Source organism: Pseudomonas sp. HP_12, from assembly GCF_055283955.1.
In genome coordinates this window covers 1-22739 of record NZ_JBTOQG010000010.1, presented here as the reverse complement: position 1 = coordinate 22739, position 22739 = coordinate 1, and the positions used below count along the sequence as shown (strand labels likewise).

30 protein-coding genes are annotated in these 22739 nt (G+C 58.8%); all 30 read right to left on the bottom strand.

Features of this window, described 5'->3' with window-relative positions; genetic code table 11:
• Nucleotides 1–10: 10 nt before the first annotated feature.
• The gene (locus tag ACYASU_RS09080) at nucleotides 11–682 is read right to left on the bottom strand and encodes a hypothetical protein (protein WP_463582597.1); all 672 of its coding nucleotides are present in this window, start codon (nucleotides 680–682) and stop codon (nucleotides 11–13) included.
• A complete protein-coding gene (locus ACYASU_RS09075; RefSeq protein WP_463582596.1) occupies nucleotides 682–1098 on the bottom strand; it encodes a hypothetical protein in 417 nt (138 codons plus the stop codon). The genes ACYASU_RS09080 and ACYASU_RS09075 overlap by 1 nt, the downstream gene beginning before the upstream one ends.
• Nucleotides 1099–1107: 9 nt before the next feature.
• Complete coding sequence (locus ACYASU_RS09070) at nucleotides 1108–1458, bottom strand: hypothetical protein (RefSeq protein WP_463582595.1); 351 nt, start codon at nucleotides 1456–1458, stop codon at nucleotides 1108–1110.
• Nucleotides 1458–2429, bottom strand: coding sequence for a hypothetical protein (locus ACYASU_RS09065; RefSeq protein WP_463582594.1), 972 nt, complete (start codon nucleotides 2427–2429; stop codon nucleotides 1458–1460). The genes ACYASU_RS09070 and ACYASU_RS09065 overlap by 1 nt, the downstream gene beginning before the upstream one ends.
• Nucleotides 2426–8242 (bottom strand): hypothetical protein, encoded by a 5817-nt coding sequence (locus tag ACYASU_RS09060; RefSeq protein WP_463582593.1) that lies wholly within the window; start codon nucleotides 8240–8242, stop codon nucleotides 2426–2428. The genes ACYASU_RS09065 and ACYASU_RS09060 overlap by 4 nt, the downstream gene beginning before the upstream one ends.
• Nucleotides 8243–8293: 51 nt before the next feature.
• Nucleotides 8294–8440 carry a hypothetical protein gene (locus ACYASU_RS09055; protein WP_463582592.1) on the bottom strand — a complete coding sequence of 49 codons (147 nt, stop codon included), beginning with the start codon at nucleotides 8438–8440 and terminating at the stop codon, nucleotides 8294–8296.
• A 107-nt stretch (nucleotides 8441–8547) separates the two neighbouring features.
• A complete protein-coding gene (locus tag ACYASU_RS09050; protein ID WP_463582591.1) occupies nucleotides 8548–8904 on the bottom strand; it encodes a hypothetical protein in 357 nt (118 codons plus the stop codon).
• 69 nt (nucleotides 8905–8973) lie between these two features.
• Complete coding sequence (locus ACYASU_RS09045) at nucleotides 8974–9444, bottom strand: phage tail tube protein (RefSeq protein WP_463582590.1); 471 nt, start codon at nucleotides 9442–9444, stop codon at nucleotides 8974–8976.
• A gap of 55 nt (nucleotides 9445–9499) precedes the next feature.
• Entirely contained in the window at nucleotides 9500–9883 is a 384-nt protein-coding gene (locus tag ACYASU_RS09040) for a DUF3168 domain-containing protein (RefSeq protein ID WP_463582589.1), read from the bottom strand.
• Nucleotides 9876–10379, bottom strand: coding sequence for an HK97-gp10 family putative phage morphogenesis protein (locus tag ACYASU_RS09035; protein WP_463582588.1), 504 nt, complete (start codon nucleotides 10377–10379; stop codon nucleotides 9876–9878). Before ACYASU_RS09035 ends, ACYASU_RS09040 begins: the two co-directional genes overlap by 8 nt.
• 2 nt (nucleotides 10380–10381) lie before the next feature.
• A complete protein-coding gene (locus ACYASU_RS09030) occupies nucleotides 10382–10588 on the bottom strand; it encodes a hypothetical protein (RefSeq protein ID WP_463582587.1) in 207 nt (68 codons plus the stop codon).
• 11 nt (nucleotides 10589–10599) lie between these two features.
• Nucleotides 10600–10920: a phage head closure protein gene (locus tag ACYASU_RS09025; RefSeq protein ID WP_463582586.1), complete on the bottom strand. Its 321-nt coding sequence runs from the start codon at nucleotides 10918–10920 to the stop codon at nucleotides 10600–10602.
• Nucleotides 10920–11261, bottom strand: a complete 342-nt coding sequence (locus tag ACYASU_RS09020; RefSeq protein WP_463582585.1) for a head-tail connector protein — start codon at nucleotides 11259–11261, stop codon at nucleotides 10920–10922. The genes ACYASU_RS09025 and ACYASU_RS09020 overlap by 1 nt, the downstream gene beginning before the upstream one ends.
• 2 nt (nucleotides 11262–11263) lie before the next feature.
• Entirely contained in the window at nucleotides 11264–11512 is a 249-nt protein-coding gene (locus ACYASU_RS09015; protein WP_463582584.1) for a hypothetical protein, read from the bottom strand.
• 49 nt (nucleotides 11513–11561) lie between these two features.
• On the bottom strand, nucleotides 11562–12815 hold the full coding sequence (locus tag ACYASU_RS09010; RefSeq protein ID WP_463582583.1) for a phage major capsid protein: 1254 nt from the start codon (nucleotides 12813–12815) through the stop codon (nucleotides 11562–11564).
• Nucleotides 12816–12824: 9 nt separating this feature from the next.
• Nucleotides 12825–13526 carry an HK97 family phage prohead protease gene (locus ACYASU_RS09005; protein ID WP_463582582.1) on the bottom strand — a complete coding sequence of 234 codons (702 nt, stop codon included), beginning with the start codon at nucleotides 13524–13526 and terminating at the stop codon, nucleotides 12825–12827.
• Entirely contained in the window at nucleotides 13523–14860 is a 1338-nt protein-coding gene (locus ACYASU_RS09000; RefSeq protein ID WP_463582581.1) for a phage portal protein, read from the bottom strand. Before ACYASU_RS09000 ends, ACYASU_RS09005 begins: the two co-directional genes overlap by 4 nt.
• A complete protein-coding gene (locus ACYASU_RS08995) occupies nucleotides 14853–15017 on the bottom strand; it encodes a hypothetical protein (RefSeq protein WP_463582580.1) in 165 nt (54 codons plus the stop codon). The genes ACYASU_RS09000 and ACYASU_RS08995 overlap by 8 nt, the downstream gene beginning before the upstream one ends.
• Before the next feature lie 7 nt (nucleotides 15018–15024).
• Nucleotides 15025–16752 (bottom strand): terminase large subunit, encoded by a 1728-nt coding sequence (locus ACYASU_RS08990; RefSeq protein ID WP_463582579.1) that lies wholly within the window; start codon nucleotides 16750–16752, stop codon nucleotides 15025–15027.
• A complete protein-coding gene (locus ACYASU_RS08985; protein ID WP_463582578.1) occupies nucleotides 16753–17241 on the bottom strand; it encodes a phage terminase small subunit P27 family in 489 nt (162 codons plus the stop codon). It abuts the gene before it with no gap.
• 125 nt (nucleotides 17242–17366) lie between these two features.
• Nucleotides 17367–17747 carry an HNH endonuclease gene (locus tag ACYASU_RS08980; RefSeq protein ID WP_463582577.1) on the bottom strand — a complete coding sequence of 127 codons (381 nt, stop codon included), beginning with the start codon at nucleotides 17745–17747 and terminating at the stop codon, nucleotides 17367–17369.
• A 132-nt stretch (nucleotides 17748–17879) separates the two neighbouring features.
• Nucleotides 17880–18068 (bottom strand): hypothetical protein, encoded by a 189-nt coding sequence (locus ACYASU_RS08975; protein WP_074891356.1) that lies wholly within the window; start codon nucleotides 18066–18068, stop codon nucleotides 17880–17882.
• Nucleotides 18028–18414 carry a hypothetical protein gene (locus tag ACYASU_RS08970; RefSeq protein WP_463582654.1) on the bottom strand — a complete coding sequence of 129 codons (387 nt, stop codon included), beginning with the start codon at nucleotides 18412–18414 and terminating at the stop codon, nucleotides 18028–18030. Before ACYASU_RS08970 ends, ACYASU_RS08975 begins: the two co-directional genes overlap by 41 nt.
• Before the next feature lie 41 nt (nucleotides 18415–18455).
• Nucleotides 18456–18773, bottom strand: coding sequence for a phage holin, lambda family (locus ACYASU_RS08965; protein WP_463582576.1), 318 nt, complete (start codon nucleotides 18771–18773; stop codon nucleotides 18456–18458).
• Between the two features lie 210 nt (nucleotides 18774–18983).
• Entirely contained in the window at nucleotides 18984–19271 is a 288-nt protein-coding gene (locus tag ACYASU_RS08960; RefSeq protein WP_463582575.1) for a hypothetical protein, read from the bottom strand.
• A 128-nt stretch (nucleotides 19272–19399) separates the two neighbouring features.
• Nucleotides 19400–19963, bottom strand: a complete 564-nt coding sequence (locus ACYASU_RS08955) for a hypothetical protein (RefSeq protein WP_463582574.1) — start codon at nucleotides 19961–19963, stop codon at nucleotides 19400–19402.
• 3 nt (nucleotides 19964–19966) lie between these two features.
• A complete protein-coding gene (locus ACYASU_RS08950; protein WP_463582573.1) occupies nucleotides 19967–20281 on the bottom strand; it encodes a hypothetical protein in 315 nt (104 codons plus the stop codon).
• 205 nt (nucleotides 20282–20486) lie between these two features.
• Complete coding sequence (locus ACYASU_RS08945) at nucleotides 20487–21773, bottom strand: tyrosine-type recombinase/integrase (RefSeq protein WP_463582572.1); 1287 nt, start codon at nucleotides 21771–21773, stop codon at nucleotides 20487–20489.
• Entirely contained in the window at nucleotides 21770–22078 is a 309-nt protein-coding gene (locus ACYASU_RS08940; RefSeq protein ID WP_463582571.1) for a hypothetical protein, read from the bottom strand. The genes ACYASU_RS08945 and ACYASU_RS08940 overlap by 4 nt, the downstream gene beginning before the upstream one ends.
• The gene (locus ACYASU_RS08935; RefSeq protein ID WP_463582570.1) at nucleotides 22075–22491 is read right to left on the bottom strand and encodes a VRR-NUC domain-containing protein; all 417 of its coding nucleotides are present in this window, start codon (nucleotides 22489–22491) and stop codon (nucleotides 22075–22077) included. The genes ACYASU_RS08940 and ACYASU_RS08935 overlap by 4 nt, the downstream gene beginning before the upstream one ends.
• Between the last annotated feature and the right edge of the window lie 248 nt (nucleotides 22492–22739).

Genomic DNA, 22739 nt, shown 5'->3' with positions numbered 1-22739 from the left:
CCGTCTGAATTTATCGGGCGACTCTGATCATGCGAATAGCACGTACAGGTCTGAGCGCAGCAAGGGCGCCTTGAGTAGTTTGACTGCCGTTCGAAAAGCTGATGATGGTGTTGCCGCCGGCGGATAGTGTTGAGCTGTGATACTGCGAAGTTGAAAACGACTGACTGGAGGACTGGAATTCCGGCACCAGCGTCTGGGATGGGTCGGTTTGGGTATAAGGCCCTGGATTTGGAACAGGGTAAGGAATGTCCCCAACCCCAGGACTGTTCAAAGTAGCATTCGGCTTGAAAGCCCTGTACAGCATCACTAGCTGAGCGTAGGCAGGCAGAACCCAATCATCAAAACCACCACCTCGATAGTCGGCACAAGCTTGCGCAGCGGCGTAGGGAGTGGCCGAGGCTATCATCGAAGCCTGATTGCTGTTCGCATCCCAATCGCTACGAGAGATGTCTTCATTAATGTTGTCCGCTTGAATGCTGTGGATCACATCGAAAGGCGATTCCAGGCGACAACAAATAATCGCGTAAAGCTTTCCATCACCACCGCGCATGCGCCCCGCGTAGTAACCGCCCCCATAGGGCGCACCGATGCGGTTAGGTACCCGATTATCCGGGCCTTTCCTTGCTCGCAAGGCAAGAGGGTTGCCTGAGGGCTTTCCAAGAGGACGGCCGAGCGCAAGCATTAGAAATCAGCCCATTCGCAGAAGAAGGAAACGCCGGCGGGCAAGGCGACTTCAATACCGGCGTAAAGCTTGTCGCCGGCTTCCAGGCGCAAAGGGGACTCCAGCGCGATGTTGCTGAAGTTGGTCTCGGGCGTGGCGGTGGTGGCTGCATTGGTGTAGGCGGCCATCAATTCCGAATCCACCGGTCGATAGATTGTCGGTGCCGATGCTTTGACCACAAACAGACGAAGGGAAGTTGGGGTGACCGTACCGCGCGGCATTGCTGTCACGCGGGTGACCAGAGCGCCGTCTGCACCAGCAGTGGCGAGCAAGGCAGAACCTGTTACCGCGTCGGTAGCCAAGCCTCCGAGTGCAGCAGTGGCCACGGCAGTGCCGGTGCGGGATGTCTGTACAAATGGCGCTGTGAATGTGTTCATCGGATATTCCTAAAAGAGTAGAACCATGGCCTGGATAAGTGCCAAATTGCCGATCGAGCCCGGCGCGCTTTCTGCCGCCTTCGCGGACGCTGCCGCGTTCGCCGCGAATGCCCTCGCCCGCATCACTTCTGCCGTTGCCGATGTCTTTGCTGCCTCGGCTAAGGAAGCATCTTCAGAGGCGGATTCCGCGCTGGCAGCGGCTATCTCCGTGCGCCCATCGATGTAGTCAACAACCTGGTTCATCTGGTCGGCAAACCCGGGGAGTGAACTCATAAAGCTGTCGGCCTGAGCAGCAAACGTCCCTGCAGAGTTCTGCCGACTCGGCGCCGTCGGCAACGGAGTGATAGTTGGTGTAGCCATTAAACGAGCCCCTCAACAGAGATGGAACAATCTGAAACCGTAGGGCCGCTTATAACCAGGTTAAAATCCCGGTAGTACCCGTAGAGGATTGTTGATTGATACGTCGCTTCGCCGATCCATACCAAAGGCTTAGCGCGATATTTGGTGAGCGTTCGCTGAACAGCCCCAAGTCGCCCCGTCTCGACCATGACGTCAAATTCGGCACGCTTCGAGTAACCTCGCTCAACGACCTGGAAGTTGCCGAACTCGTCGCGCTCCTTTCGGCTGTAATCAGTAATACCAACCGACGAGCCGTAGAGTGCTTCGCCAATGAGGGCGGTCTTTCCTAGAATTAGCGCACCAATACTGGCAATACCCCCCGGCTTGGATATGACGATCTCGATAGAACCGTAACTCCCAGCCGGCACATCCAATACGACGAAGTCTTCATTCAACTCAACGGGGCTGAAAAAGTAGTCATACCAATCATTAATGCCATCCGCAGAAACCGGAGATACCCGCGACTCGAAGACAATTCCTTGATAAGGGTCTGTCACCCGGACGAGGATCGCTCCCGCATCTACGCCAAAAAAAGCCAGCGCATCAACGGCTCTTCCAGGAGCTACAGTGACCGAAATGCTTTCGGGGTTCGTGGTCGAGGTTCCGATCTTGTCATCAAACATTCTCCAGCGGTTTGTAGCTCCCAAATCAAGCCATGTCGCCGGATCGGTCGGGGTGCCGTCCGGCGGGACGTTCTTATTAGCGACAAACGCTTCAAAGTTTCTATGGCCGCGCATTACCCGGTCACCTACCAGGTATGACTGAGAGGCGTTCCAAACCGGATAGTCCTCTTCCGGAACATTGGTTACCAAGGCTGCGACTTGAAATGACTGCCCCACCTGCACCACCAAAGGCTGCGAGTCAGGAGTCAAAAGGAAGTCGCCCATGGACATCAAGCTCGGGGTGATATCCACCGGTTCAATAATCCTCACGCGAACAGCTCCTGTTCTAGTTTTTGCGGCAGTAAATCGGTGTTTTTTGCGGCCTTCATGGTGTTTTTCGCAATTGCGAAGAGAGCCGTTTTGAGCTCTGCCCGTAGCTGCCTAACCTCACTGGCCATCTCTTCCCCGCTGTTACCGGTAAGCATCGCGTTCGTCTGCTGTGAGTTGTAAATCCGGCTTGGGCCGGTGACCTCTAGTTCGGGACCGTTCTCGCCAACCAGCCTCAGCCCCCCGCCGAAGTTGCCGCCCGCGGCATAGCCCGGGATTTTCACGGTTTCGCCGTTCGCTTTTCCGCCCTTGGCGATCATGTCTGCCAGGGTGGCGTAAGTGACCGTTCCGTTGGCCAGGCCCGTCGTCCAGGTTGCCAGGCCGTTCCCGTCCAGATCCCGACCGAGAACCTGCTGGTAAACCGACCTGACCAGCGCGACGTTGTTGTCGTACGTGTTGCCGGCAGCCGCCCCCGTTTCCTGCGCCTGGAGCGCAGCCACAACGGCGGCGTTCATTTGCTGGATAGCAACTGCCACTGACTGAACAGATGTGTCCACGCCGTTGAGCGCATCCAATTGCGACTGAGCAAATGCCAGTTGCGAATCGAACTGCGCCACCTGTGCGTCATACGCCTTCTTCGCCTGATCGAGCTGGTCTTGCAGCGCCTTCGCCGATTTCTCGGCGCTGGTCAGCTGTTTCCCGTTTAGCAGGTTGAGTTCCGCCACCACGTTGGCCGTGCGGCCTTGATCGCGGTTGAAGTCCTCAAGCGATGAATACAGGTCGGTGGTGTTGCTGCTCACGGTGGTCAGAGCGTCGTCCAAACCACTGAAGTTCGCCAAGGACCCGCCAGCTCGCGCCGTGGCAAGTGCGCTTTGCAAAGTCGCCTGCGCCTGCCGACGGAGCATCTGCACTGCCGCATCGGAATCACCGCGCAGAGACTTCAGAGCAGCACTGAGGCTATTGCTGACGACAGTGAGGTCGCTTACACGCGCATTGGCCGTGTCGAGCATGTCGGTAATCGACGCGCTCGTTGCGTTGTAAGCATCCTCGGCCGCTTTCTGTTGGGCACTGATGGCCCGTTGTACGGCGGCCAGACTGCTGCTTACAGCAGTTGTGAGCGCGTCCTTAACAGCCTGAGCGGCAGACGCAGCCGCTTCGTTTGCGGCTGCGGTTTGCGCCTCGATGATGTCGAAAGCGGCATCAGCATTTGTGGCAAGCCCGAGAAGCGAGGCAAACAGCGCTTTACCCTTCTCGGTTGTCTGGTCAATGGACCCCACCATTGCGGTGAAGCCATCCCGCGTTGCAGGCATCGCCAAGCCCAGCGCGGCGAATTGCTGGCCCACTACCGACAAGGTGTCGGCGGCTTTCTGGGCGTCAGAAGTAAACAGACCGTAATAGTTCGACCATGCGTCCGCGGCGGCCTGAGCCGCTTCGTTGGCCGCATCCACTGCTGCCTGCGCCTGTTTGTCGATCTGCGTGTAGTAGGTGTCCGCATTGGTAGCCAGGCCCATCATCGTCGCGAACATCGCCTGGCCCGCTGTGGTCGTGACGTCAATGTCTTCAACCATCTTGCGATAGGAGGAACGCGTGTCCGGCAGCTTCAGGCCGAAGCCAGCGAATGCACCCTGCAGGCTTTTGGTCAGGTCGGCGAATTGCTCGTCTGCGCTGAAAAATGCCTGGTAGTAGGTGCCGACGCTTTTGTTAAGCGCATCGACCTTTTCCTTCGCCGTTGCCGTTGTCGTGTCCAGGTCGGAGATCGCGCCGATCATGTTCAGAATCGAGTCGGACGCAATCAGACCGGTGTTATCCAGCTTCAAGTTCGCGACGTTGATCAAGGACAGCGCGTCGTTCACCCCGTTGAAGCGAGTGAAAACGCCCTCGATCGCCTTGATGACTTGGTCAGCGGTTGTGTTCCAGTCGTTGGCAAATGCCGTGAACTGGGATTTGAAGTACTCCGGCAGCGACTTCGAACTCACGATCGCCTTCGCGAGGAAGGTGCCCATGATGTCGTCATAATCAGCGGTCAATGCAGACGCAATGTCATTCGCCTTGAACTGCTGCTTCGCGCTGATGACCAAACCATCGTCCAACTGAACGCCAAACGTGCTCGAATATTTCCCAGAGGTCTTGCGCTGCTGCAGAGTGCTGTAAGCCGATACCTCCGCTCCATTCCCGAGCGCCTCATAGAGGTTGCCCAGCGTCGAAGCGAATTTGTTTAGCGTCGAAGACATGGCGTTATCTGCGGCAGCACCATACTTCGGTGCTTTACGTTGCCAAGTGGTCGCTATGCCCTGATCTGTATACACACCGTTATCGAAGTGACCCGTCGCCGACGTGCTCAGATCTGGGTACTTTTCGCCCGAGCCGAAGAGCTTGCTCGAGGCGAAAGAGCCGACCACGGCACCAATTGCAGCGCCTAGAGCAGTGCCAATGACAGGAACAACCGACCCGATCGCGGCTCCCGCTGCAGCGAAGCCTGCCGTAGTAGCTGCGCCCTTCGCCCCATAGGCCTGATACGACTGGATGACTGAATACACAGCGCCGACGTAGCTCAGCGCTGTGGTGAGGCTTGAGAGGCTGGCCGCCGCGTTGGCAGAGGTTACGTAGCCCTGATAGGCAGCGCCGGTATAACCCGCTTGTGATGCACCTGCCGCGAGGCTGGCCGCAGCATTACTTGCCGTGGCAGATCCTGTGGCAAACGCACTTGTGATCGCGCTACCGATGTAGTCAGCACCACTGCTGAACGCGCCTTGGATTCCGCCCAGCACCCCGTTGCCGCTGGCCCAACCAGACATGACTGACTGGCCGAAACTGCTACCAGCCGCAGACATGACGTTCTTGGCTGTGTTCAGGTACGACATGATGCCGCCACCGCCACCGCCCCCGGTCAAGCCCGACAGTAATCCGCCACCCTGCTGGCTGCCTTCGAGACCGCCCACACCAAGCGCACTGGCGAATTGCACAATGATCGGCTTGGTGATCGCCATATGCAGAAGCTCCGCCAGAAACTGCCGGAAGCTGTCTTTGAGCGTGTCCATAAAATTGCCGGACTTGCTCAGTACGGACTTCCACATATCCGCGAAGGCGTCGTCGATGCGGTCAATCGCCCCCTCAGTGAACTGGCCCCAGAGCGTGGCTTTGTTCCTGTTGATCTCATATTCCTGGCCCAGCTTCGCCAGCGCAGCCTGATAGGAGGATGCGTTATCAGGGTAGAGCGACATGGCGGCGTTGAGCGCTTTCTGATCTTCGGTGTACTCCTTGAGCAGCTTGGCCTCGGGATATAGACGGTCCATGATGCCGCCCGCGCTGGTTGCTTGCTGCGCAATCCTGACGGCATCCTGCTGGGCCTTGTTCGCCGCCAGCAGCTGCTCGTATTCCTTGCTTCCGACCTCGATGTTCTTCCCGGCCAGGGCAACAGTCATCGCCTTTTGGACGTTGTACGCCGCTAAGGCGTCGGCACCCTGAAGCGTGGCTTTCGCCTGAGCGATGGCATCAGCCGTTTCTTTCCCGATGTCATAGGCGGCTTTACTGATGGCAAGCTTGTCTTGTGCGTCACGCTCCGCGTTCAGTTTGGCGATCACTTCGGCGCGCGCGGCCGATCCTGTCTTTAGCAGTGCCTCCTCAACCTTCTGCTGCAAACTGAATTGGCGCGATTTATCCGTGCCGGCGAGATAGGCGTCAGCCAGGCCTATTGCCGAAGAAATGGCAATATCAGCCTGAAGCTTAAGGTCCTTGAGCGCCTTTTCCTGATTTTCGATCTCTTTGGCCGCGTCCTTCGCAGCCGAGTTTCCGTCCTTGGTGGCCTGGGTCGCGGCGTCATCCGCAGCCTTTTGCGAATCCCTGGCCGCTGCCAGCGATTTGATCGCGACGATCTGCCCTTCGGTGAGGTCCTTGTTCTCCGAAATGAAGCGGTTTGCCTGCTCAACAAAGGTTTTGTCTTGCGCGGTCTGCAGTTGCTTTGTCAGTTCGCCGATATACTTCTCACCGGCGGCGGAGGCTATGCCTTTGGCGGCACTGTTCTGGTTTTGCGAAGCAGTGTTTTTATCGGTTTCAGCAGTCAGTGCTGCCAGGGTTTGCTGCTGTTTCACCAGCACCGCGTTCAAATCGGCGACAGGGGACTGGCTGGATTCAAGCGACTGAGCCATCTGCTCGGTGACGCCTGGCACTTTGCGCAGCTCATCGGCTACCGCCTTCCAGTCCACCGCTACGCCGGCCGCTTGGTCCTTCGACGCCTGCCGAACCTTGTCCAGAGCGGCCTGAGTATCAGCCGGCAGGGCAACAAGCCCAGCCATGAGCCCATCGGCGCCGGCAGCGCCCATGTTGCGCAAGTCATTCTCGAACTTATCAGCCATCGCCCCAGACATCTGGCTGATCTTGCTCTGGGTATCGGCAATGCTCGATTGCAATTCGCGGAGCGTCACCGCCTGAGTGGCCCGGTTCAGCTTTTCGAATCGCTCGGTCAGCGTTTTCAGCGGATCTGCGAGGTCGCCAAGCTTCTTCTCCAGCGTGTTCGTGTTGTCGCGAAGGGTCAGAAACGCGATGCCCGCACCAACGGCTAGAGCGGCAAGGCCCGCTGGCCCACCGAAAAGCCCAAGGATGCTCCCGGACGCAGCCTTCAGGCCGGTTTGAGCAACGGCGAGCTGAGAGGTGGCTGCACGCTCAGCCAAGCGAGCTTCGGCCAGCTGAATGGACATTTGCGTCTGCACACCGGTGCCGCGCGCCAATAGGGCTTCTTTCTCAGCCCGGATCACTGCCGACTGGGCAGCGATCTGATTGGCTGTGGACGCCTGAACTGCGCTTTCAGCCTGGGCAATGTTGGCTGCCCGTGCTTGGGTAGACGCCAGCGCGGATGCGCCGAGGGTTTGAATATACCCAAGGAAAGAAGCCGCCACCTTCGTGCCCATGACGGCCGCAAGGACGTTGAGGTGCTCGGCCAGAAATCCGACAGCACTCCCAAGCATCTCCATCGCGCCGTTGTTCGACATGCTCGTGAGCCGGTCGGTAACACTCTGAATACCAGGCAGCATGCCAAGCACCAGTTGGCGCGAGGCTCCCTCGAAGGACCCTTCCAGGGCTTTTACCGACTGATTCACCGAGACCAGTTGGTCAATCTCGAAAGACTTTAAGATCTGCCCTGCTTTCTCTGCGCGATCCCCTACCTCTTTGAAGCCGGCGCCATTATTTTTCAGCAACGGGATCAGCGCAGTTGCCTCGTCGGCCATAGACTCCATGTAGGTCGTCATCTGGGCTTGATTAAGCCCGGCCTTTTCCAGCGAGTTGTAATACAGCTGCAGTGCTTCCGGCCCTGAGAGCTTGGCAAACATCTGCGCGGTAACGCCCACTTTGGGTGCGATTTCTTTGAAGAAATCGGCCATCTCACCGCCACCACGCTGCAGAAACTCGCCTACGCGGTCTGTGGTGTCCTTGAAGATATCGCCCAGCTTGTCCTGCTCAACGCCTACAGTCTTTGCGCCAGCTGCAAAACGCTGGAAGTCTGTTACCGAGGAGTTCGCAAGCGACGATAGATTCTTTACCTCTTGGGCATAATTGGCCGTCTTCACAGTGATGGCGACCAACCCAGCTACAGCACCCGCCGATGCCAGGCCTATACCGGTGAATGCTGAACTCACCGCTCGCTGCAGGGCGCTTGCATTGGAGGCAGTGCGATCAAAGCCGCTGTCGATCCTACCCAGGCTCGTGTCGATTTTGCCGGCAGACTGCGCTACGGCCGCATCGCCCCGGGCGATCTCCTGTCGAAGCTGGGCCGTCGTCGCCTCAATGCGAATCAACATGCCCTGTACGTCGGCATCAGCCATTGCTTTTCTCCAGGCGAAAAAAAACCGCACAAAGCGGTCGGTCGAATATTTTCAGTCTTTCTTGCGGCTCATCGCCGCGACCCTGAAGCCCATGCGGACTTCCTTGGCCACTACCTTTTTCGACGGCTTGTCCTTGTCGCCGCCACCGCCGAAGGGATTGGTGTCGATCAGGAACTGGCGCTTGGCATCCCATGCCATGAGGATCTCCACCATCGGAGTATTCCAGGCCTCGCTGGGCGACAGCCCGAGCCAGCCAGTGGCGATATTGAAAATCAGGTCGACCGGATCGACCCCGCCTCCCGCCTTTACTCGTTTCCCGACGCGTCTTCTTTCTCCTTGGCGATTTCCTCGTCGCTCTTGCCGCCCGGGTTCAGCAGCGCCTGCAGAAATGGCAGCACCTGAGAGGAGACGGTGCTGAAGCCTGCCTCGAAGATCTGCTCTTCTACCGCTTCCACGTCTTTGCGCTTGCCTGTATCTACGCCGGTGCCTGCTGCGACGATCAGTGCGATCGTGCTGATGTTCGCGTGGCCCAGCGCCTGCATAGCGTCAATCACACCACCAAAGAGGCGGGTGATGTCGCGGAACGCGCGCAATGTCGGTTTAAGGGTGAAGGTGATGTCACTCGCGGTGATAACGACGGTGCCGTGGTTGGTCTTGGACATGATGGTCTCTTATCTGAAATTGGAGAGGAGCGGCGCCGCGCAAGTGCGGCGCCAGGTGAAGTCGCGGGATTAAGGCGTGACGACTTCGTACACTTCCGAGTTGATACCCAGGGTCACGGTGCGCTTGAGCACGCCCTCGACGCTGATGCCGGTCTTCTTGTTGCTCATCACCTTGGCAGCGAAGTAGTCGGTCTCTCCGTCGACGTAAACGACCTTGATCGGATAGTCAAAGCGAGAACGATCCTGGAAGGCTGCGACCAATGCGAGCTGGCCTTCGTCACCAGCGTCGAAGCCGATCGACAGTTCGGACGAACCAGCATCCGCCAAGCCCTTGAGGTGCTGCGCTCGTCCAGCGGCTAGGCCAGCGAAGGTGACATCGTTGATCGTGTCGCCGTAGTCGCCGATGCTTTCAACTTCGCCGACCTCGACGTAAGTGATTGCCTTCAACAGCGTGATGGCCGCCGCATGATCGGCAGGAAGGTTGGCAGTGAGACGCGGACCAATGTAGATCCGCGTGCCGGCGCCGGTGTTAATAGCCATGAGTAGTCCTCCTGAGGACAGGTGAAAGGCCGCAGCGCGGCAGAGAAAAACGGGATTAGTGTTCGGTGAGGATGCGCAGCGTGACGCTGCCTTGATACGTTTCGCCGTCCGCGTCGCGGTTGGCCTGCTTGCGATCGACCAGGACTGAGATGACCCGCCCGATCTCAACGGGTAAAGGCCGACGGTGCAGCGCGCTGTCCACCTCGCCCATCAGCCTTTTCACCTCTTCCTGCCCCTTGAAATTGCTCCACACCGAGAGATAGAACAGGCGGGTGTCCCGCCGCCCGTTCAAGATGTCGCTGTTGGAGCTGATTTCAGAATCGATGGTGATGTAGGGCATGGCAGCGTTCATCGGCACGCTGTCATAGATCGGGCATGAAACTTCCGCCTCAAGCCGGTCGAATACAGCGACCTGCACCGCAAATGATGGATCAGCCATTGCCCACACCTTCGCTGGCCTTCTTCAAGGTTCGGTTCACCGCCGCCCGAAGACTTGCCTGGATAAACTCACGATTGACGTCGTAGGCAGGACGCAGCCAAGGGTGAGCAGGCCGAGCTGGAATGTCCGGATGCTTGCCAAAGAAGTGGGCGCCGTCGGACTTGTTAGATACCCGCTTGTTGCGGCCACCCGAACGCTTACCTTCCGTGTAGCCCTTGGTTCCGTACTCGAGGAAGCGCAGGTAATAGAAGCGCTTGTTGGCCTTCTTGCCGCGCAAGCCGACTTGAGCATCCAACCCGCTCTTTGACACAAACGCAGTGAGGGCTGCGGCGCCAGCGCCCGTATCCTTCGGCACCAGCTCCTGCATTGTTGCCAGCAGCTTCTGGGACACCTCCTGCATCGCCACCTTCACCTCGTTGTCAGCGGTCTGGTGGATCGTGCGCAGCAGCTTGCGAAGTTTGAAGTCACCGTCTAGACGGGAGCGGCGGACACCCATGGTCAGGCCTTCGCTTTGGCCGGCTTCTCAGCTTTCGCAGTAGCCGGGACTTCGCCCTTTACATCGGGAACCGGCCCGCTGTCATCCACCATTGCGACCAGCTTGCGGTCGATCAGGTCTTTCCCTTCCGCCGCGTTCACCACGAACTCATCGCCCGCGACTTTGCGACCCATGGGACCAGAGATACTGGCCAAGGCACGTACTTTCATGTGGGTAACCTCTAAGGGTTGGTGACGCTCGAGCAAAGCAGCCGGAGCATCGTTTGATCATTGTCAGGAAGGACCGCTTCGACCTTGAAAGTCTTGCCGCTATGGACAAGCCGCATACCGGCCACTACGTCTGCCCGGTACCGCACGCGGATCTCAGCCGTGACCACAGCCTCGAGCTGGTCCGCAACGGACTCAATACGGCCAGTAGGCACGGTGATTTCGGCCCACAGCTTGCCAAGCTCCACCCAGGACTCTGTGAACCCACCGCCTGGCCGCTTAACTTCCTGAGCCTGGAGCAGCGTGCAGAGATTACGCAATCTGCCGGCGCGCATTACACGCCCAGCCCTATGCGATGAGGATGCAGCAAAGAGCGAGATCCGTTGGGAAGCTGGACTGCGCTGACCCCAACGACAGTGTCTTCGCGGTTGGCATACAGGTTGCCCAGGATGAGCAAGCATGCCGCCTTGATTGCGTCGTTTATGACTATCGGATCGTCCCCGGCGTCGCCCGCCAGCACTGCGGCAGCCAGATCATCAGCAGTGGCGTAAAATTTCCGGTTTAGATAGTCGCGTGCCGCCTGCTCAGCAGCACCCAGCAGCAGTTCTACCAATGTCAGATCAGCATCGTCCGCCCGCAGATGCTGCATCGCGATTTCGATTGCGATCACCCCCATGATCAGGATTCCTTGGGCTTAGCGTCCGGTTTCGGCTTGTTGCCCGACTTGTTTTCGGGCTTTGGAGCCTGCTTGTTTTCCGGGTCGGCGGCACTCTTCATGTCGTAATCCTCGATCAGGCCCTTGCGATGGAGGTCGCGGGCGATGGATTCGTCAACGATGAGCTCAGCTCCGCGCTTTACGTACTTCTCGGCGCTGCCCAGACCGTCGGTGTTGAAACTCTTGGTTGTGGTTACAGTGATGTCTGGCATGGTCGTCGCGCCCAGTCACCCAGGCGCGCTCCTGTGAGGTGTAGAAGCCTTAGGCGGCGTCAAATTCACCGTGGACGAAGGATTCTTCGCGGTAAACCGCAAGCGCCAGGCGCTCTTCCGCTCGGATGGTCACCATGTTGGTGCGGAAGTTGTCGCCGTCTTCGGTGGAAACTTCCACTGCTGCTTCTTCGCGATCGAAGACCTGAGCCGCGATGTTCATCGCGCCGACCAGGAACTCGCCTTCTGGAACCGCGTTGCTGTCGACAACCGGCAGCTTCCACAGACGTTGCGCACCGCCTTCCTGGACGTTGACCCAGATGTAGGAGCCGTTCGCATCCTTGGTCAGCTCGATATCGGCCCAGTCGACCGGGTTCAGCGCGATCGCCGAGGCGCGGTATTCAGCAATGCGAACCTGCAGGATCGCGCGGCGCAGGGTGTCGATCTTGGTGTCGCCAGTTTTGCGCAGGGCGTTGTTGAACGCGGCCGCCTGCGGGATCAGGCCCAGCAAATTTCCGGCAACACCATTACCGGCGATGATCTGCTCTTCTTCCTTGTACTTCAGGCCGTAAATCGCGCGGCCGTTGATGTAGCTCTGAAGCAGCGGGATATCCGAAAGCACCTGCTTGGAAGCTCGGAACCAGTGCGCGATGGTGACGACGTTGGTCGTTTTCAGCGCGAAGGAGATATCGGACTGAGCTTTCGTAGCACCTTCGGTCGCCTGCACCGCCGCCATGTTCTGGAAGCCGCTTTCCTGCACAAACTCGACCGCGTTGGAGCTGGTGCGACCAGGCATGATCAGGTCGCGAATGACGAACTGACGTTCCGGCTCTGCCACCACACCAGGCACACGGGTCGGCTGGATGCCCACGCCCACACCGCCAGTGCCGGTCGCCAGGCTGGTGATGTTGGTCACCGCCTTGCGGCCGACACGCGCGATACCGCGACCACGGGTTTGCAGCGCCTTGAAGTCTTCCGAGTCCGACAGTTCCTCGCCGGCGGATTTCAGCTCGACGGGGTCATTGGCGGAGAAGCGGCGGGCCAGCTTCTGCTCGACTTCCTGAAGTCGGTCCTGCAGGCCCAGGCCGTCCTTGACCAAACCGTCCAGAACAGTCTTGGTGTCGGTCAGGATGGTGCCGTGTTCTTTGATTTCTTGGGTGGCCTTCTCGGCGAAAGCCTTAATTTCCTTGTCACGCTGATCCAGCAGGTCGCTGACTGCTTTCAGCTGGACTTTGTCGTCGGCGTGTTCTTTACGCTCCATATGACGACTTTCGGCGCGAGCCAGGTTGCTCATGGCGTTATGCATGGTGAATCCTCAAAACGATGGGAGAGACAGTGCCGGGCGCGATTTCAGCGCTTCGACGAGTTCAACTTCAGCCAGATCGCCCGCGGACTCGCTCCGGAGCAGGTGCTGCAATCCACGGTTGGCAATCACCGCAGATTGAGTCTTCGAGAAGCCTGCCTCACGCAGGAGCAGCTCAAATTCGGGGAGTGAAGGCAGGCCGCCGTGGGCCAGCTTCGACTTGATGGTGTCGGTGCGCGCCTCGTCGTTGGCGGGCACCGTCACAATGGAAATCTCGACCAAATCCAGTTTGGTCAGTGTTCGGATGCCGGTTTTATCGTCACGGCTTGATTCGCGCACGTAGTAGCCGATGGATAGGCCAGTGATTGAGCGGGTTTTCATTCCTCGCTGCGCGATGCGCGCGTACGGCGCGTCGCCAAGCCAGAGTTCACCAGACCCAAATAAGCCGCGGTCGTCTTCTTTCAGGCTTTCGATATCCCAGCTGCCAATGGGCTCGCCCGTCCGGTGCTGCCAAAGCACCGGGAACGTCCGGCCTTTGGACTTTGCATCGGCAATCGATTCGAGGAAGGCGCCCGGGGCGACCACCTCGTTGTAACTGTCCACGACGCCAAACACGGATCCGTAGCCAGAAAAAAGGCCGTCGTCGCCGACAGCCTTTACGTCATAGTCGAATGAGCGGTACTTCACCGCCACCGATTGGTCTTTGCGCTTCATTCTGAATTACCTTTCGGCTTGTCGTTGAGCCAGTCCAGCAGGGCCGAACGCGCTTGCTGGGCGTCTCCGGCGTCACCGCCAAGTTGATCGATCGGGAGCATGTTGGATTGCACGGTGAGAACCGCAGCGTTTCCGCCCATCGGCGGCAGATTCTCTTTGAGCCGGCAGTCGTCACGGGTGTAGATCCCGTTCTGCGTCATGGAGCTGTAGAACTGGGCCCGCGCGGCGCTATCGGCGCGCAGCAGCCCTTCTGGGTTGAATTTGGCGTAGAAGGTACGGCGCTCATCGGGACGCAGCAGCCTCCGGTTGATGCTTTGCTCGATTCGCTTCATCCACGGCAGCAAACTGAACGTCAGAAACCCGATCATCTGCTGCTCCATACCAGTCCCCCAACTGGTGCTGTTGGAGGTGTGCCCGACCATCCAAGGCGGGACGCGAAACCACCGGCAGATTTCTTCTACGTTGAATGCCCGGGTCTGCAGCATCTGCGCATCCTCAGGCGTCATAGCGATCTGCTGATACTTCATCCCGGCTTCAAGAACCATGGTCTTACCCGTATTCGCAGCTCCGGCGAACTGGTTAGCCATATCATCGCGAATATCGGCCCGCTGTTCCTTTTTCAAAATCTGGTCAGTGGAAAGCACGCCTCCGAGCTTCATGCCGTTCGCGAACATCTTGCTGGCCGATTCATCCGCCGCCATAGCCGCCCCGAAGACATTGCGACCCATGGCAAGCGGACTCAGTCCACACATGGGGTCGGTACCGAAGCCTCGGATGTGCATCATTTCGTCGTCAGTCAGGACGAGAATTTTCCCGTTATGGTCGGTGTAGCGATATTCGACCGAACCGTCATTAAGGCGGCGCGGCGCCGACATATTTTGCGGAAGCAAAAAGTCCAGACTCACAACCTGCCGGCCACTCAAATGGGGCTGATTGAACCCGTTCCCGTGCAAGAGAAGGCTCGCCACAACGCATTCCCAAAACTCTACCGGCGTCTGATCGGCGTTGGGCTGGATGCTGATAAGCCGATGTACTGGGTGCGATGTGGCGATAACAGGCGCGCCGTTTCGCGTTTCGTACAGAGCGATTGGAAGCGTCGCCAAAGTCTCCGCGATAAGACGAACACATGCCCACACAGTGGATAACTGTAGCGCCGTCTGTTGGCTGACCGTTTTGCCAGACGCAGAGTCCGTTCCGTAGAAGCTATTCCAGAATGTGGAGTCGCCAAGTCCAATTCGCCGGCCGACCCAACTAGCAAGGGATGATTTGATCGGGCTCGGCTCCGCAGACTTTATGAGCGCCTGGCGAAATACCGATTTGAGAGGTTTACTCACTGATCAGCCCCTTACGGATGAATCCTGCCGCCGCCAAGCAAGCTGCGCCGCCAGCAATGAGCGACCAGCCAAGGCCTGCCAGCAAGTAAACGCCCGCCACCAGCAGGCAGAGCGCGGCCAGGGCCACCACGATGAAGAGGGTCAGGCCGTTATCCATGGGTTTGTTATCCAACGATGATCGGGTTTGAGAAAAAGTCGCTGATATCGCCGTTGCTATCGCTCGCCAGGATCAGGACGCGGCCGATGGCCATGATCAGCGCGACAGCGCCGTCAATCTTGTTGTCTTCGCCCTGTTTTATTGGCCTGACGATGTCGTTGTTACCAGGCATGTTCTTGCCGATAACGTTGGCAATGCACCACGTCATAATTGGGTTGCCGTCGTGATGAAAGCGCCCTGACTCGATAGCGGCCTCGAGCTCTTTCATTGGATCGGACATGTTCGTGTAGTTCTGGGTGATGGTGACCGGGTTGTAGCCTTCGTCATCCATCTCGTGGCTGAGGCCCGTTGCACCAAAAGGGTCAATCGCACACTGACGCAGAGGAGCTATATGGTTCGCATCCTTCGTATCTTCCAATATTTCGCGGTAATCAACCTCGGCGCCTTCAGTAACGTCCAAATGCTTAGAGTTAATCCACGCCTGGAAACGCTCTGACATGCGCTTATTGTCACTGTTGAAAGCAGTGTCCTCAGGAACCCAGAATTTCGGGGCTATGCAGTAGTAGTGGGTCTTTCCGTCTAGAACACGCCAAAAAACCCGGGCCCTGGAGTTCATGTCCAACTTTCTGGCGAGGTCGAATCCGCCGATCCACTCCTGCCCCTCAAATTGGTCCAGGGTAAGGGTCGAATCCTCGCAAGCGCGCCAGCTTTCCATGTTGAAAAAGCCAGACTTTGCGCTCACCCAAAGATTCAGGTGTTTGGTTTTGAAGGTGTTGGTAAACCTGGCCGAGCGGATCGCCCGTGCCTGCTGGCTTTCCAAGTACTCCTGGAACACCGAAACCCCGTGGTTTGGGTTCGCCTTGGCCAGCATCTTCGGATCGGTCCAGTCATCCCCTTCGTCGAGGGTCCAGATGTAGCCAAACAGCTCCTCATCCGGAACCGTACCCTCAAGCATCTCGATAACCTGGCGGCGCTTGTCGTAGCAAGGACCCTCGATATCGGCGCCGGCCGTGGTGATGATGAACATCAGTGGCTGTCGGCGAGCACCCATACCGGTCAGCATCGTGTCGTACTGAGCCGACGTGCGATGCTCGTGATATTCGTCCACGATCGCGCAGCTGGGCGAGGCGCCGTCGCCCGGGTCACCAATCAACGGTTCGAAGCGGCTGAAGTCCGACGAGATGTTCATGTTCGAGGCGTTGACCTCGATTCCCGCTGCCTGAATGAGCATTGGCGACTTGCCGACCATCAGCTTCGCAGGGCGGAACACCTCCCACGCCTGCTTCTCTGTCGTGGCACCGGCATAAACCTCGGCGCCGAACTCGCCGTCAGCGACGAACATGCTGATGCCCACGCCGGCCGCGATGACCGACTTGCCATTTTTGCGCGGGACCTCCCAGTAGCTTTCGCGAAACCGGCGATGGCCGCCCTTCTTCTTGACCCATCCGAAGGTGGCGGCCATGCCGAACAACTGCCACGGCTCAAGGGTGATCAACTGCCGCTTGAACGCCCACTCGCCCTTGGTGTGGGGCAGCAGCTGGATTAGCTTCAGCTTTTTCTCGGCCTTCGCTGCATCAAACTTGAATTTGAAGGCGCGTTTGCGGCTGGCGGCCAGGTCATCGAAGTGACGCTGCAGCGCCTGGTGGATGTAGCGGCACGCCGGCACCTTCCCGCGCAAGACAGACCGAGCCCACACCATCGCGCGATCGACATTGGGGTGCGCGGACTTGGTCATTTATGAGCTCAGTAGTTGGGCGAATTCGTTGTTGGATTTGTCCTTGTTGCCGCCGATCAGTCGTGACCGGCTGGAGGGGTCAAGCCCGAGCATCGAACCGAAGGTCACCATCTGACGCATCGCTTCGTTCGCAGCGGTCAATGCCGGGTTCTTGATCGGGCTGCCCATTGCCGAGGTAACGACAATGCCGAACTCCTGAACGGAGGCTTCTGCCATGCGCCACTTGCTGTAGGCGGTGCAGAACGCTTCGACGTTATGCAGATCGGTAAGCGCGATGACGTGCTCGCGCAGCAGCTCGGGAACGACCATCTTCCACATCGTGCGAGCGACTTCGCTCATCCACTCAGGCGGATCAATGTCCCTGGTGACTTCGGAAAACTTGGGCTCGGCGGTGTTTAAGGCCCGCTTTCCCGGGTTCCCGGCCAGTGCTTTTTTGGCCGTCGGCTTGGGTTTGCGACCACGGCCGGCGACCGTGGCGGTGCCCCCCATCGCGCAACTCCTGAACTTTTAATTTCGCGGGTGTGAAAATCCAGTTCGGGGGACGGTGTCCTCTGCGAAAGGCCCAGACTTTTACCCCTCCCCCTGCACCACGACGGTGCATGGCCGAAAACGCCTCAAAATCGTGCAATTTGCCCTGTTTTCGCCAGAATCCCGGCGCGCGACTCGCGTTTCGTCTTCAATTCGTGGCAGTCGTGGTTAATCGCGCGCAGGTTTGACGGTTGATCGCCACCTCCTTGGGCCACCGGGACGATGTGGTCAACCTCATGAGCCGGCCTGATGCGCTCCTGCGTTCGGCAGTCATCGCATTGGCAGATGTAGTGGTCACGCTTCAGCACCTGATCCCTGAGCCGGCGCCAAGGTCGACCACCACGGCCCGATCCCTTGCGCGTAGCCCAAGGCTTATCCAGATCCGCGTGCTCATCGCAGTAACGAGAGTTGCGAGTCAAGGCGTTGCAACCAAGCGCGTTGCACGGCTTCTGGGGACGCAGGGGCATCGACGGTTTACTCAACAGAGCAAGTCGGCCACTTGCAGCGCGCGAATGCCAAGGCACCAGCGTGGTCGTGGTCTTCCGGCATGATCATGGGGAATGGTGGGTAGCCCGGCACTGTGACGTACCAGGACTTCTTCACTTGCTTTGGCTGCGCACGATCTGCGCATCGACCTGGTCAGCGCACGTGTCGAGAAGCTTGATGGCCTGATCCTTCAGCTCCCACACGTCGCCGTTGTCACGCAGATCGGTATCGTCTGCGTTGACTCGCTCGCATGGGATCAGCTCAGGGGCTTCCAACCTTATGGCTGTTGTCTTTGTTACCACTTGCGGCTTTGCCGCGCAGGCCGTCAGGCAAAGGCTGAGCAGCCCAGTCACGAACAGGTTTGCTGTTGCGCTTGAGATCATCGAAATCCTTCCTAGCCTTCTTGGCTTTTTCCTCGCTGGCCTTGATGCGTTTGTTCAAGTCGGCGGTGTAGTCGGCGTTGCGCTGCGCTTCGGCGCGCAGCGTGGTGATCGTCGCCTGGCTGGCGTTGTTCGCATCCACCGCTTCCTGCTTGGCCTTAGCCTCGACGGTCACAGCGCCCTGGAGCGTGACGACGTGGATCTGCTGGATAGCGATAAGCAGGCTCATCACAATGACAATGACAATGGCGACTGCAGCGGTTCGCAATGTAGAGCCAACCTTGGCAACTGCGACAACGGGTTCGAGGCTCATAGTGAATCCGCCTTGCGGCCGAGGAATCGGATGATTAGTTCGCGGATCGCGGTAACACCGATGAACCCGATAGTGCCGCCGGCGGCGACAGACAGGCTCGACGGCCACGCCATCCATTCGATGACGCTGCTGGCGGATAGACTAAGCGCACCGCAGATCATCGCCTCAAGCACGACCCGCCACTTGTTGGCCTCTTTTCCTTCGTACAGCACGCGCAGTAGTGAAATGGTTGCGGCCATGATCGCTCCTTGCCAGAGCGGATTCGACAGGACGAGCCAGACCTGCGCCCAGAAGTCAGGTGATTTTTCAGGCATGTTCGTCGTAGTCCGACATCCACCCTTTCGGGATCGGAAAATGAATCGACCCCACAGCACTCCCAGCTCGGAGCGATGGGTGTGGCAGGGCCGAATTTAGTGAACGTCTTCAGTACGTCCGGGGAAGCATCCGTGTGACCAGGTGCTTTCCTCGGAAGTACAAAAAAGCCCGCAGCATGTACGGGCTTTTTCAGGCGCTAGCAGGAAGATTTAGCAGGGCGCAGGGCTGGCGCCGCTGGGCAACGGCTTGGCCGAGGCCATCACGAAGTGGTTGCTGGATGCGCGAAGGTTGGATGCCAAGCTTTCGTCAGCCGTCTGGCTTCCCGTTCGCCACATAGCGAGGGTCAGCTCCAAGCGTTTCATGCCGACGCTTGGCAGTTCGGCCAGCATCACGGCAGACCGGAATGCATAACCCACCGGCTGAGCGATTGCCGACAGGGAGAAGCAGGTCAGGCATGCGGCAAGCGCAAAGCCCAGGTACATGATGAGTTTCCGCATACGGCATTCCTCTTAGGTTTTCTTCGGGCATAAAAAAACCCCGCTCGGTGGCGGGGCTTCTGGTGTCTCTCTCATAACGCGCAAGATCGACATGATGGGGTTAATTTACGGCCAAACGGCCATCATGGTCAAGCGGCATCGATGAAGATTTGTTCGGCGTCAAAGATGTGCGTCGCGTGAATGACGGCTGCTTCTTCCAGTTGCTCAAGACGCTTATGAATACCTGCTCTCCAGTTGCGGCGGGTGCGCTCAGGGGAGGCATCCACGTCCCATGTGTTCATGTCGTAGAACTCAGCGGGCAGCACGATCATGTCGGTGGAACGCTTGCCGCTCTGTATCCCCTTGAGTTTAGGAATCGCCCAGGCCGTGAGCGCCTTATAGATGAACAACTGCGGCGCCGGTGAAGCGGTGCGGCTGACCAGCCGGCCGATGGCTGCCACCTTGTTCGCCTTGTGTGTGGAGTACTTGGCAACCAGCACGTCCCAGTGTGCAGGCTCTAACTGGCGGTGCAGCAGCGCGTATAAGCAGCAGTCGTAATCGAACTTGTCGCGCACAGAGAGCGTGCTGCCGGTGCCGCCCTGCCGCAGATCGGCGTCGATCAGCTTCTGCCACGACTGCTTGGTGCTGTTGTCGATGTTGTCGGCGGCCAGCACACGCACCAGGGTACTCATCACATCTTTGTACATCGCCATCGATCAATCCCCTGTGTAGTTCGAGCCGCCTGCACCGCGGCGGTTGTTCTGTTCGTATTGTTCATGCGCGCCGCCCTGGCTGTGCCTTGCCCGGTTCAGTTCGGCGGCCATGTGACGCAGCTTCATGTTCAGTTGGGGCACCAGGTCTTCCAGTGGCAGAGCTTCGCCGGTCAACTGGCAAACCCACCCCGATCCGCGGCAGGCGGTGCAGTCAAGCTGATGGAAAACCCCGTTGACGACGCCGGCGCCGCGACAGGTTGCGCACTCCATCAGCGGCTTCAATTCCTTCCGAAAGGCAGGGCCATGGCTCTTTTTCATTCGGCGGCTACCTGATCGAGGAAAACCGTATGCCGGGCAGGACGTGCGATTTCGGGATGCCTAGGGTCCTGCGTCCAGGTGAAAACCTGACGCACTGAATACCGCACATCATCAATCGCGACCTCGTCACCCACGGCTGGGACTGGAACGGCTTGAGCTTCTGCCAGGTCGAGGCCGCGGCCGACGTAATAAACAGTCGCTTTCGTCATTTTGAAACCTCGCCTATGGTTGATTCTTGAATAGGGTTGCAGGCCATATGGGCCGTGGCCTGTAGCGATTTGTCGGAGTCCTCAAATCTAAAGCCGGTCAATCCGAGAATGATGTTCAGCCCCTTGCCGTCTAGATGGCGGTGCCACTTCTCCAGCGCGTCACGCTTGCGAGCCATCACGTCGGACTGGATGTAAACCTTCACGTTGTGGCCCATGGCGTGGTTGATCAGCAGCTCGCCTATCAGGTGGTCGATCCCGATATCTGCCCAGCCTGTGCGGGCCAGCTTGCGGAGGTCGTGACTCGTCCACTCGCCCTTCCCCAGGCGCGTGAACACCGCACTGGCCTGGCTCTCGCTCAGCGGCTTGCCTCGGCGTCCAGGGAAAAGAAACGGGCCGGTGTAGCCTCGGTTCTGCTGCACTTCGCGATACAGGATCAGCAGGTGCCGGACAGCCTCGGTCAGCGGCAGGTAATGCTCCACCCGGGTCTTCGTGTCAGCAGCGGGGATAAACCAGACGTTTTCGGCAAGGCTTATGTGGTCCCAACGAGCCTGACGGGTTTCACCAATGCGCGTGCCATGGCAAAGCATCATCAGCGCCAGGATCGCGTCATTCGGGATCGGGAACAGCTCGCGCAGCAGCAGCTGCAGAAGCTCCTCGATGTGGACACCCCTGAGCCGTGACGGCTTGACGGTGACCTTCGCCTTCGAGAAGTCGCTGAACTTGATCCCGGTCAGAGGATTACTCGCGATCAGCCCCAGCTTGTGGGCTTGACGGAATGCCAGCGCCAGCAGCTGAAAGACCAGCCGCACGTAATCGATGGACAGCGTCTCCTGCATGGGCCACATCAACTCACGGTCTAGGAATGCCTTGTCGATATCGGTCAGTGCTGCAGAGCCGAGGCGCGGCAAGAGGTGACACTTGATCGCGGAGGCGGCCGTGTCTTTGCGCTTGTCGGAGAGGCTGCGGTCGCGAGACATGCGTTCGGCGTACCACTCCAGCAGCTCGCCCACGGTCAGCCACTTTGAAAGGTTCGTGCTCGCGCCGGCGTCCAGGCGCAGACGTATGTCAGGCAGCGCCGCGATGACCTGCTTGACGGACAGGTCGGGGTAGCTGCCGATCCGATTCCACTTGCCACGCACCACCAGGAACCACGACGCCCGGGCGCGGGTTTTGGCGAAGCGCAGGTACAGGCCTCGATGCTCGTAATCCCGAAGGTCACGGACCGAGCCGGCCGCCTGCCGTTTGATTTCGGCGTCAGTGATCTTCACGGCGGCGGTCGTCATGCCGATTCCGCCTTGGCCTTCTGGCCTGTGGGAGTGAAGTCATCGATCAGAGGCATCAGGTGTCGCGGCTCATGGATGCCAAAGCCCAGGTCTACAACCTCGTCCTCGACGACCGCGACCAACCCGTCACCGATAAGCGTCCAACACGGAACGTCATCATGGCGATAAACCTCGCCATTCGGGGCAACGTACCAGTCACCGCGGCTCACAAACTCGCGCAGCTCGCACTGCTTGCCGATGTTTTGGGTCAGCGAGTTGGCACCGACGATAATTGCCAGATCGCCTGGCTTGAATTGGTGATTCATGCGGCCACCACTGTGGGAGCGAGTCGAAGGTAAGCGCGGATCTGCTCCATCGCATCGAAGTGGCCCCGGCACACGATCGCCAGATAGCCCTGATCATTCAGCCGGCGGATCCACGCATGCTGGCTGGCCGATACCGCCGCATCGTTCGGCGCCGTCGCCTTGAACTCGAGGTAAAGGCCGAAGTAGCCGCCGCGCGCCATCGGCAGCACCAAATCGGGCACACCCGCTTTGACGCCCTGCCCTTTCAGCTTGATGGCGACCAGCTTGTGACGGTGCCCGCCGTTGGGAACGTGGAAGATCAACGCGGCCACGGCCGGCAGGCAAAGTTCGAGTTCTTTGATCAGCGCAGCCTGCTCCAGGCCTTCGCGGTCGACCGGCTTAGCGCGGGTGACCCGCGGCTTGAACAGCCTCACTTGGATGCGCCATTCGAGACGCGAGACGAGGAAAACGCGAAGCCGCCGCGACCGTCGTGCAGCACAGTCGCAGTGTTCAGCAATGCTTTGAGCTGGGACCAAGTCATCACATCCACCCTCCGAACTGTGATTCAACCGGAGGCACAGACCCGTCGTAGCCGGCCACCATGAAAGCGATGAAGCACCTGGCGACATTGGCGAGCGCCTTGATCGTTCTCATTGTGAGATCTCCATCAGGTCGACGACTT

Coding starts and splice junctions, on each gene's coding strand:
- ACYASU_RS08965 (WP_463582576.1), bottom strand. CDS start 18,773: ATGCCTGAAAAATCACCTGACTTCTGGGCGCAGGTCTGGCTCGTCCTG.
- ACYASU_RS09015 (WP_463582584.1), bottom strand. CDS start 11,512: ATGCCAGACATCACTGTAACCACAACCAAGAGTTTCAACACCGACGGT.
- ACYASU_RS09075 (WP_463582596.1), bottom strand. CDS start 1,098: ATGAACACATTCACAGCGCCATTTGTACAGACATCCCGCACCGGCACT.
- ACYASU_RS09045 (WP_463582590.1), bottom strand. CDS start 9,444: ATGGCTATTAACACCGGCGCCGGCACGCGGATCTACATTGGTCCGCGT.
- ACYASU_RS09050 (WP_463582591.1), bottom strand. CDS start 8,904: ATGTCCAAGACCAACCACGGCACCGTCGTTATCACCGCGAGTGACATC.
- ACYASU_RS09070 (WP_463582595.1), bottom strand. CDS start 1,458: ATGGCTACACCAACTATCACTCCGTTGCCGACGGCGCCGAGTCGGCAG.
- ACYASU_RS09055 (WP_463582592.1), bottom strand. CDS start 8,440: ATGGCATGGGATGCCAAGCGCCAGTTCCTGATCGACACCAATCCCTTC.
- ACYASU_RS09010 (WP_463582583.1), bottom strand. CDS start 12,815: ATGCATAACGCCATGAGCAACCTGGCTCGCGCCGAAAGTCGTCATATG.
- ACYASU_RS08945 (WP_463582572.1), bottom strand. CDS start 21,773: ATGACGACCGCCGCCGTGAAGATCACTGACGCCGAAATCAAACGGCAG.
- ACYASU_RS08955 (WP_463582574.1), bottom strand. CDS start 19,963: ATGGCGATGTACAAAGATGTGATGAGTACCCTGGTGCGTGTGCTGGCC.
- ACYASU_RS09080 (WP_463582597.1), bottom strand. CDS start 682: ATGCTTGCGCTCGGCCGTCCTCTTGGAAAGCCCTCAGGCAACCCTCTT.
- ACYASU_RS08985 (WP_463582578.1), bottom strand. CDS start 17,241: ATGGGGGGCACCGCCACGGTCGCCGGCCGTGGTCGCAAACCCAAGCCG.
- ACYASU_RS09035 (WP_463582588.1), bottom strand. CDS start 10,379: ATGGGTGTCCGCCGCTCCCGTCTAGACGGTGACTTCAAACTTCGCAAG.
- ACYASU_RS09025 (WP_463582586.1), bottom strand. CDS start 10,920: ATGCGCGCCGGCAGATTGCGTAATCTCTGCACGCTGCTCCAGGCTCAG.
- ACYASU_RS09030 (WP_463582587.1), bottom strand. CDS start 10,588: ATGAAAGTACGTGCCTTGGCCAGTATCTCTGGTCCCATGGGTCGCAAA.
- ACYASU_RS08960 (WP_463582575.1), bottom strand. CDS start 19,271: ATGCGGAAACTCATCATGTACCTGGGCTTTGCGCTTGCCGCATGCCTG.
- ACYASU_RS08995 (WP_463582580.1), bottom strand. CDS start 15,017: ATGGATAACGGCCTGACCCTCTTCATCGTGGTGGCCCTGGCCGCGCTC.
- ACYASU_RS08940 (WP_463582571.1), bottom strand. CDS start 22,078: ATGAATCACCAATTCAAGCCAGGCGATCTGGCAATTATCGTCGGTGCC.
- ACYASU_RS09040 (WP_463582589.1), bottom strand. CDS start 9,883: ATGGCTGATCCATCATTTGCGGTGCAGGTCGCTGTATTCGACCGGCTT.
- ACYASU_RS09020 (WP_463582585.1), bottom strand. CDS start 11,261: ATGGGGGTGATCGCAATCGAAATCGCGATGCAGCATCTGCGGGCGGAC.
- ACYASU_RS08980 (WP_463582577.1), bottom strand. CDS start 17,747: ATGCCCCTGCGTCCCCAGAAGCCGTGCAACGCGCTTGGTTGCAACGCC.
- ACYASU_RS09060 (WP_463582593.1), bottom strand. CDS start 8,242: ATGGCTGATGCCGACGTACAGGGCATGTTGATTCGCATTGAGGCGACG.
- ACYASU_RS09005 (WP_463582582.1), bottom strand. CDS start 13,526: ATGAAGCGCAAAGACCAATCGGTGGCGGTGAAGTACCGCTCATTCGAC.
- ACYASU_RS08950 (WP_463582573.1), bottom strand. CDS start 20,281: ATGAAAAAGAGCCATGGCCCTGCCTTTCGGAAGGAATTGAAGCCGCTG.
- ACYASU_RS08990 (WP_463582579.1), bottom strand. CDS start 16,752: ATGACCAAGTCCGCGCACCCCAATGTCGATCGCGCGATGGTGTGGGCT.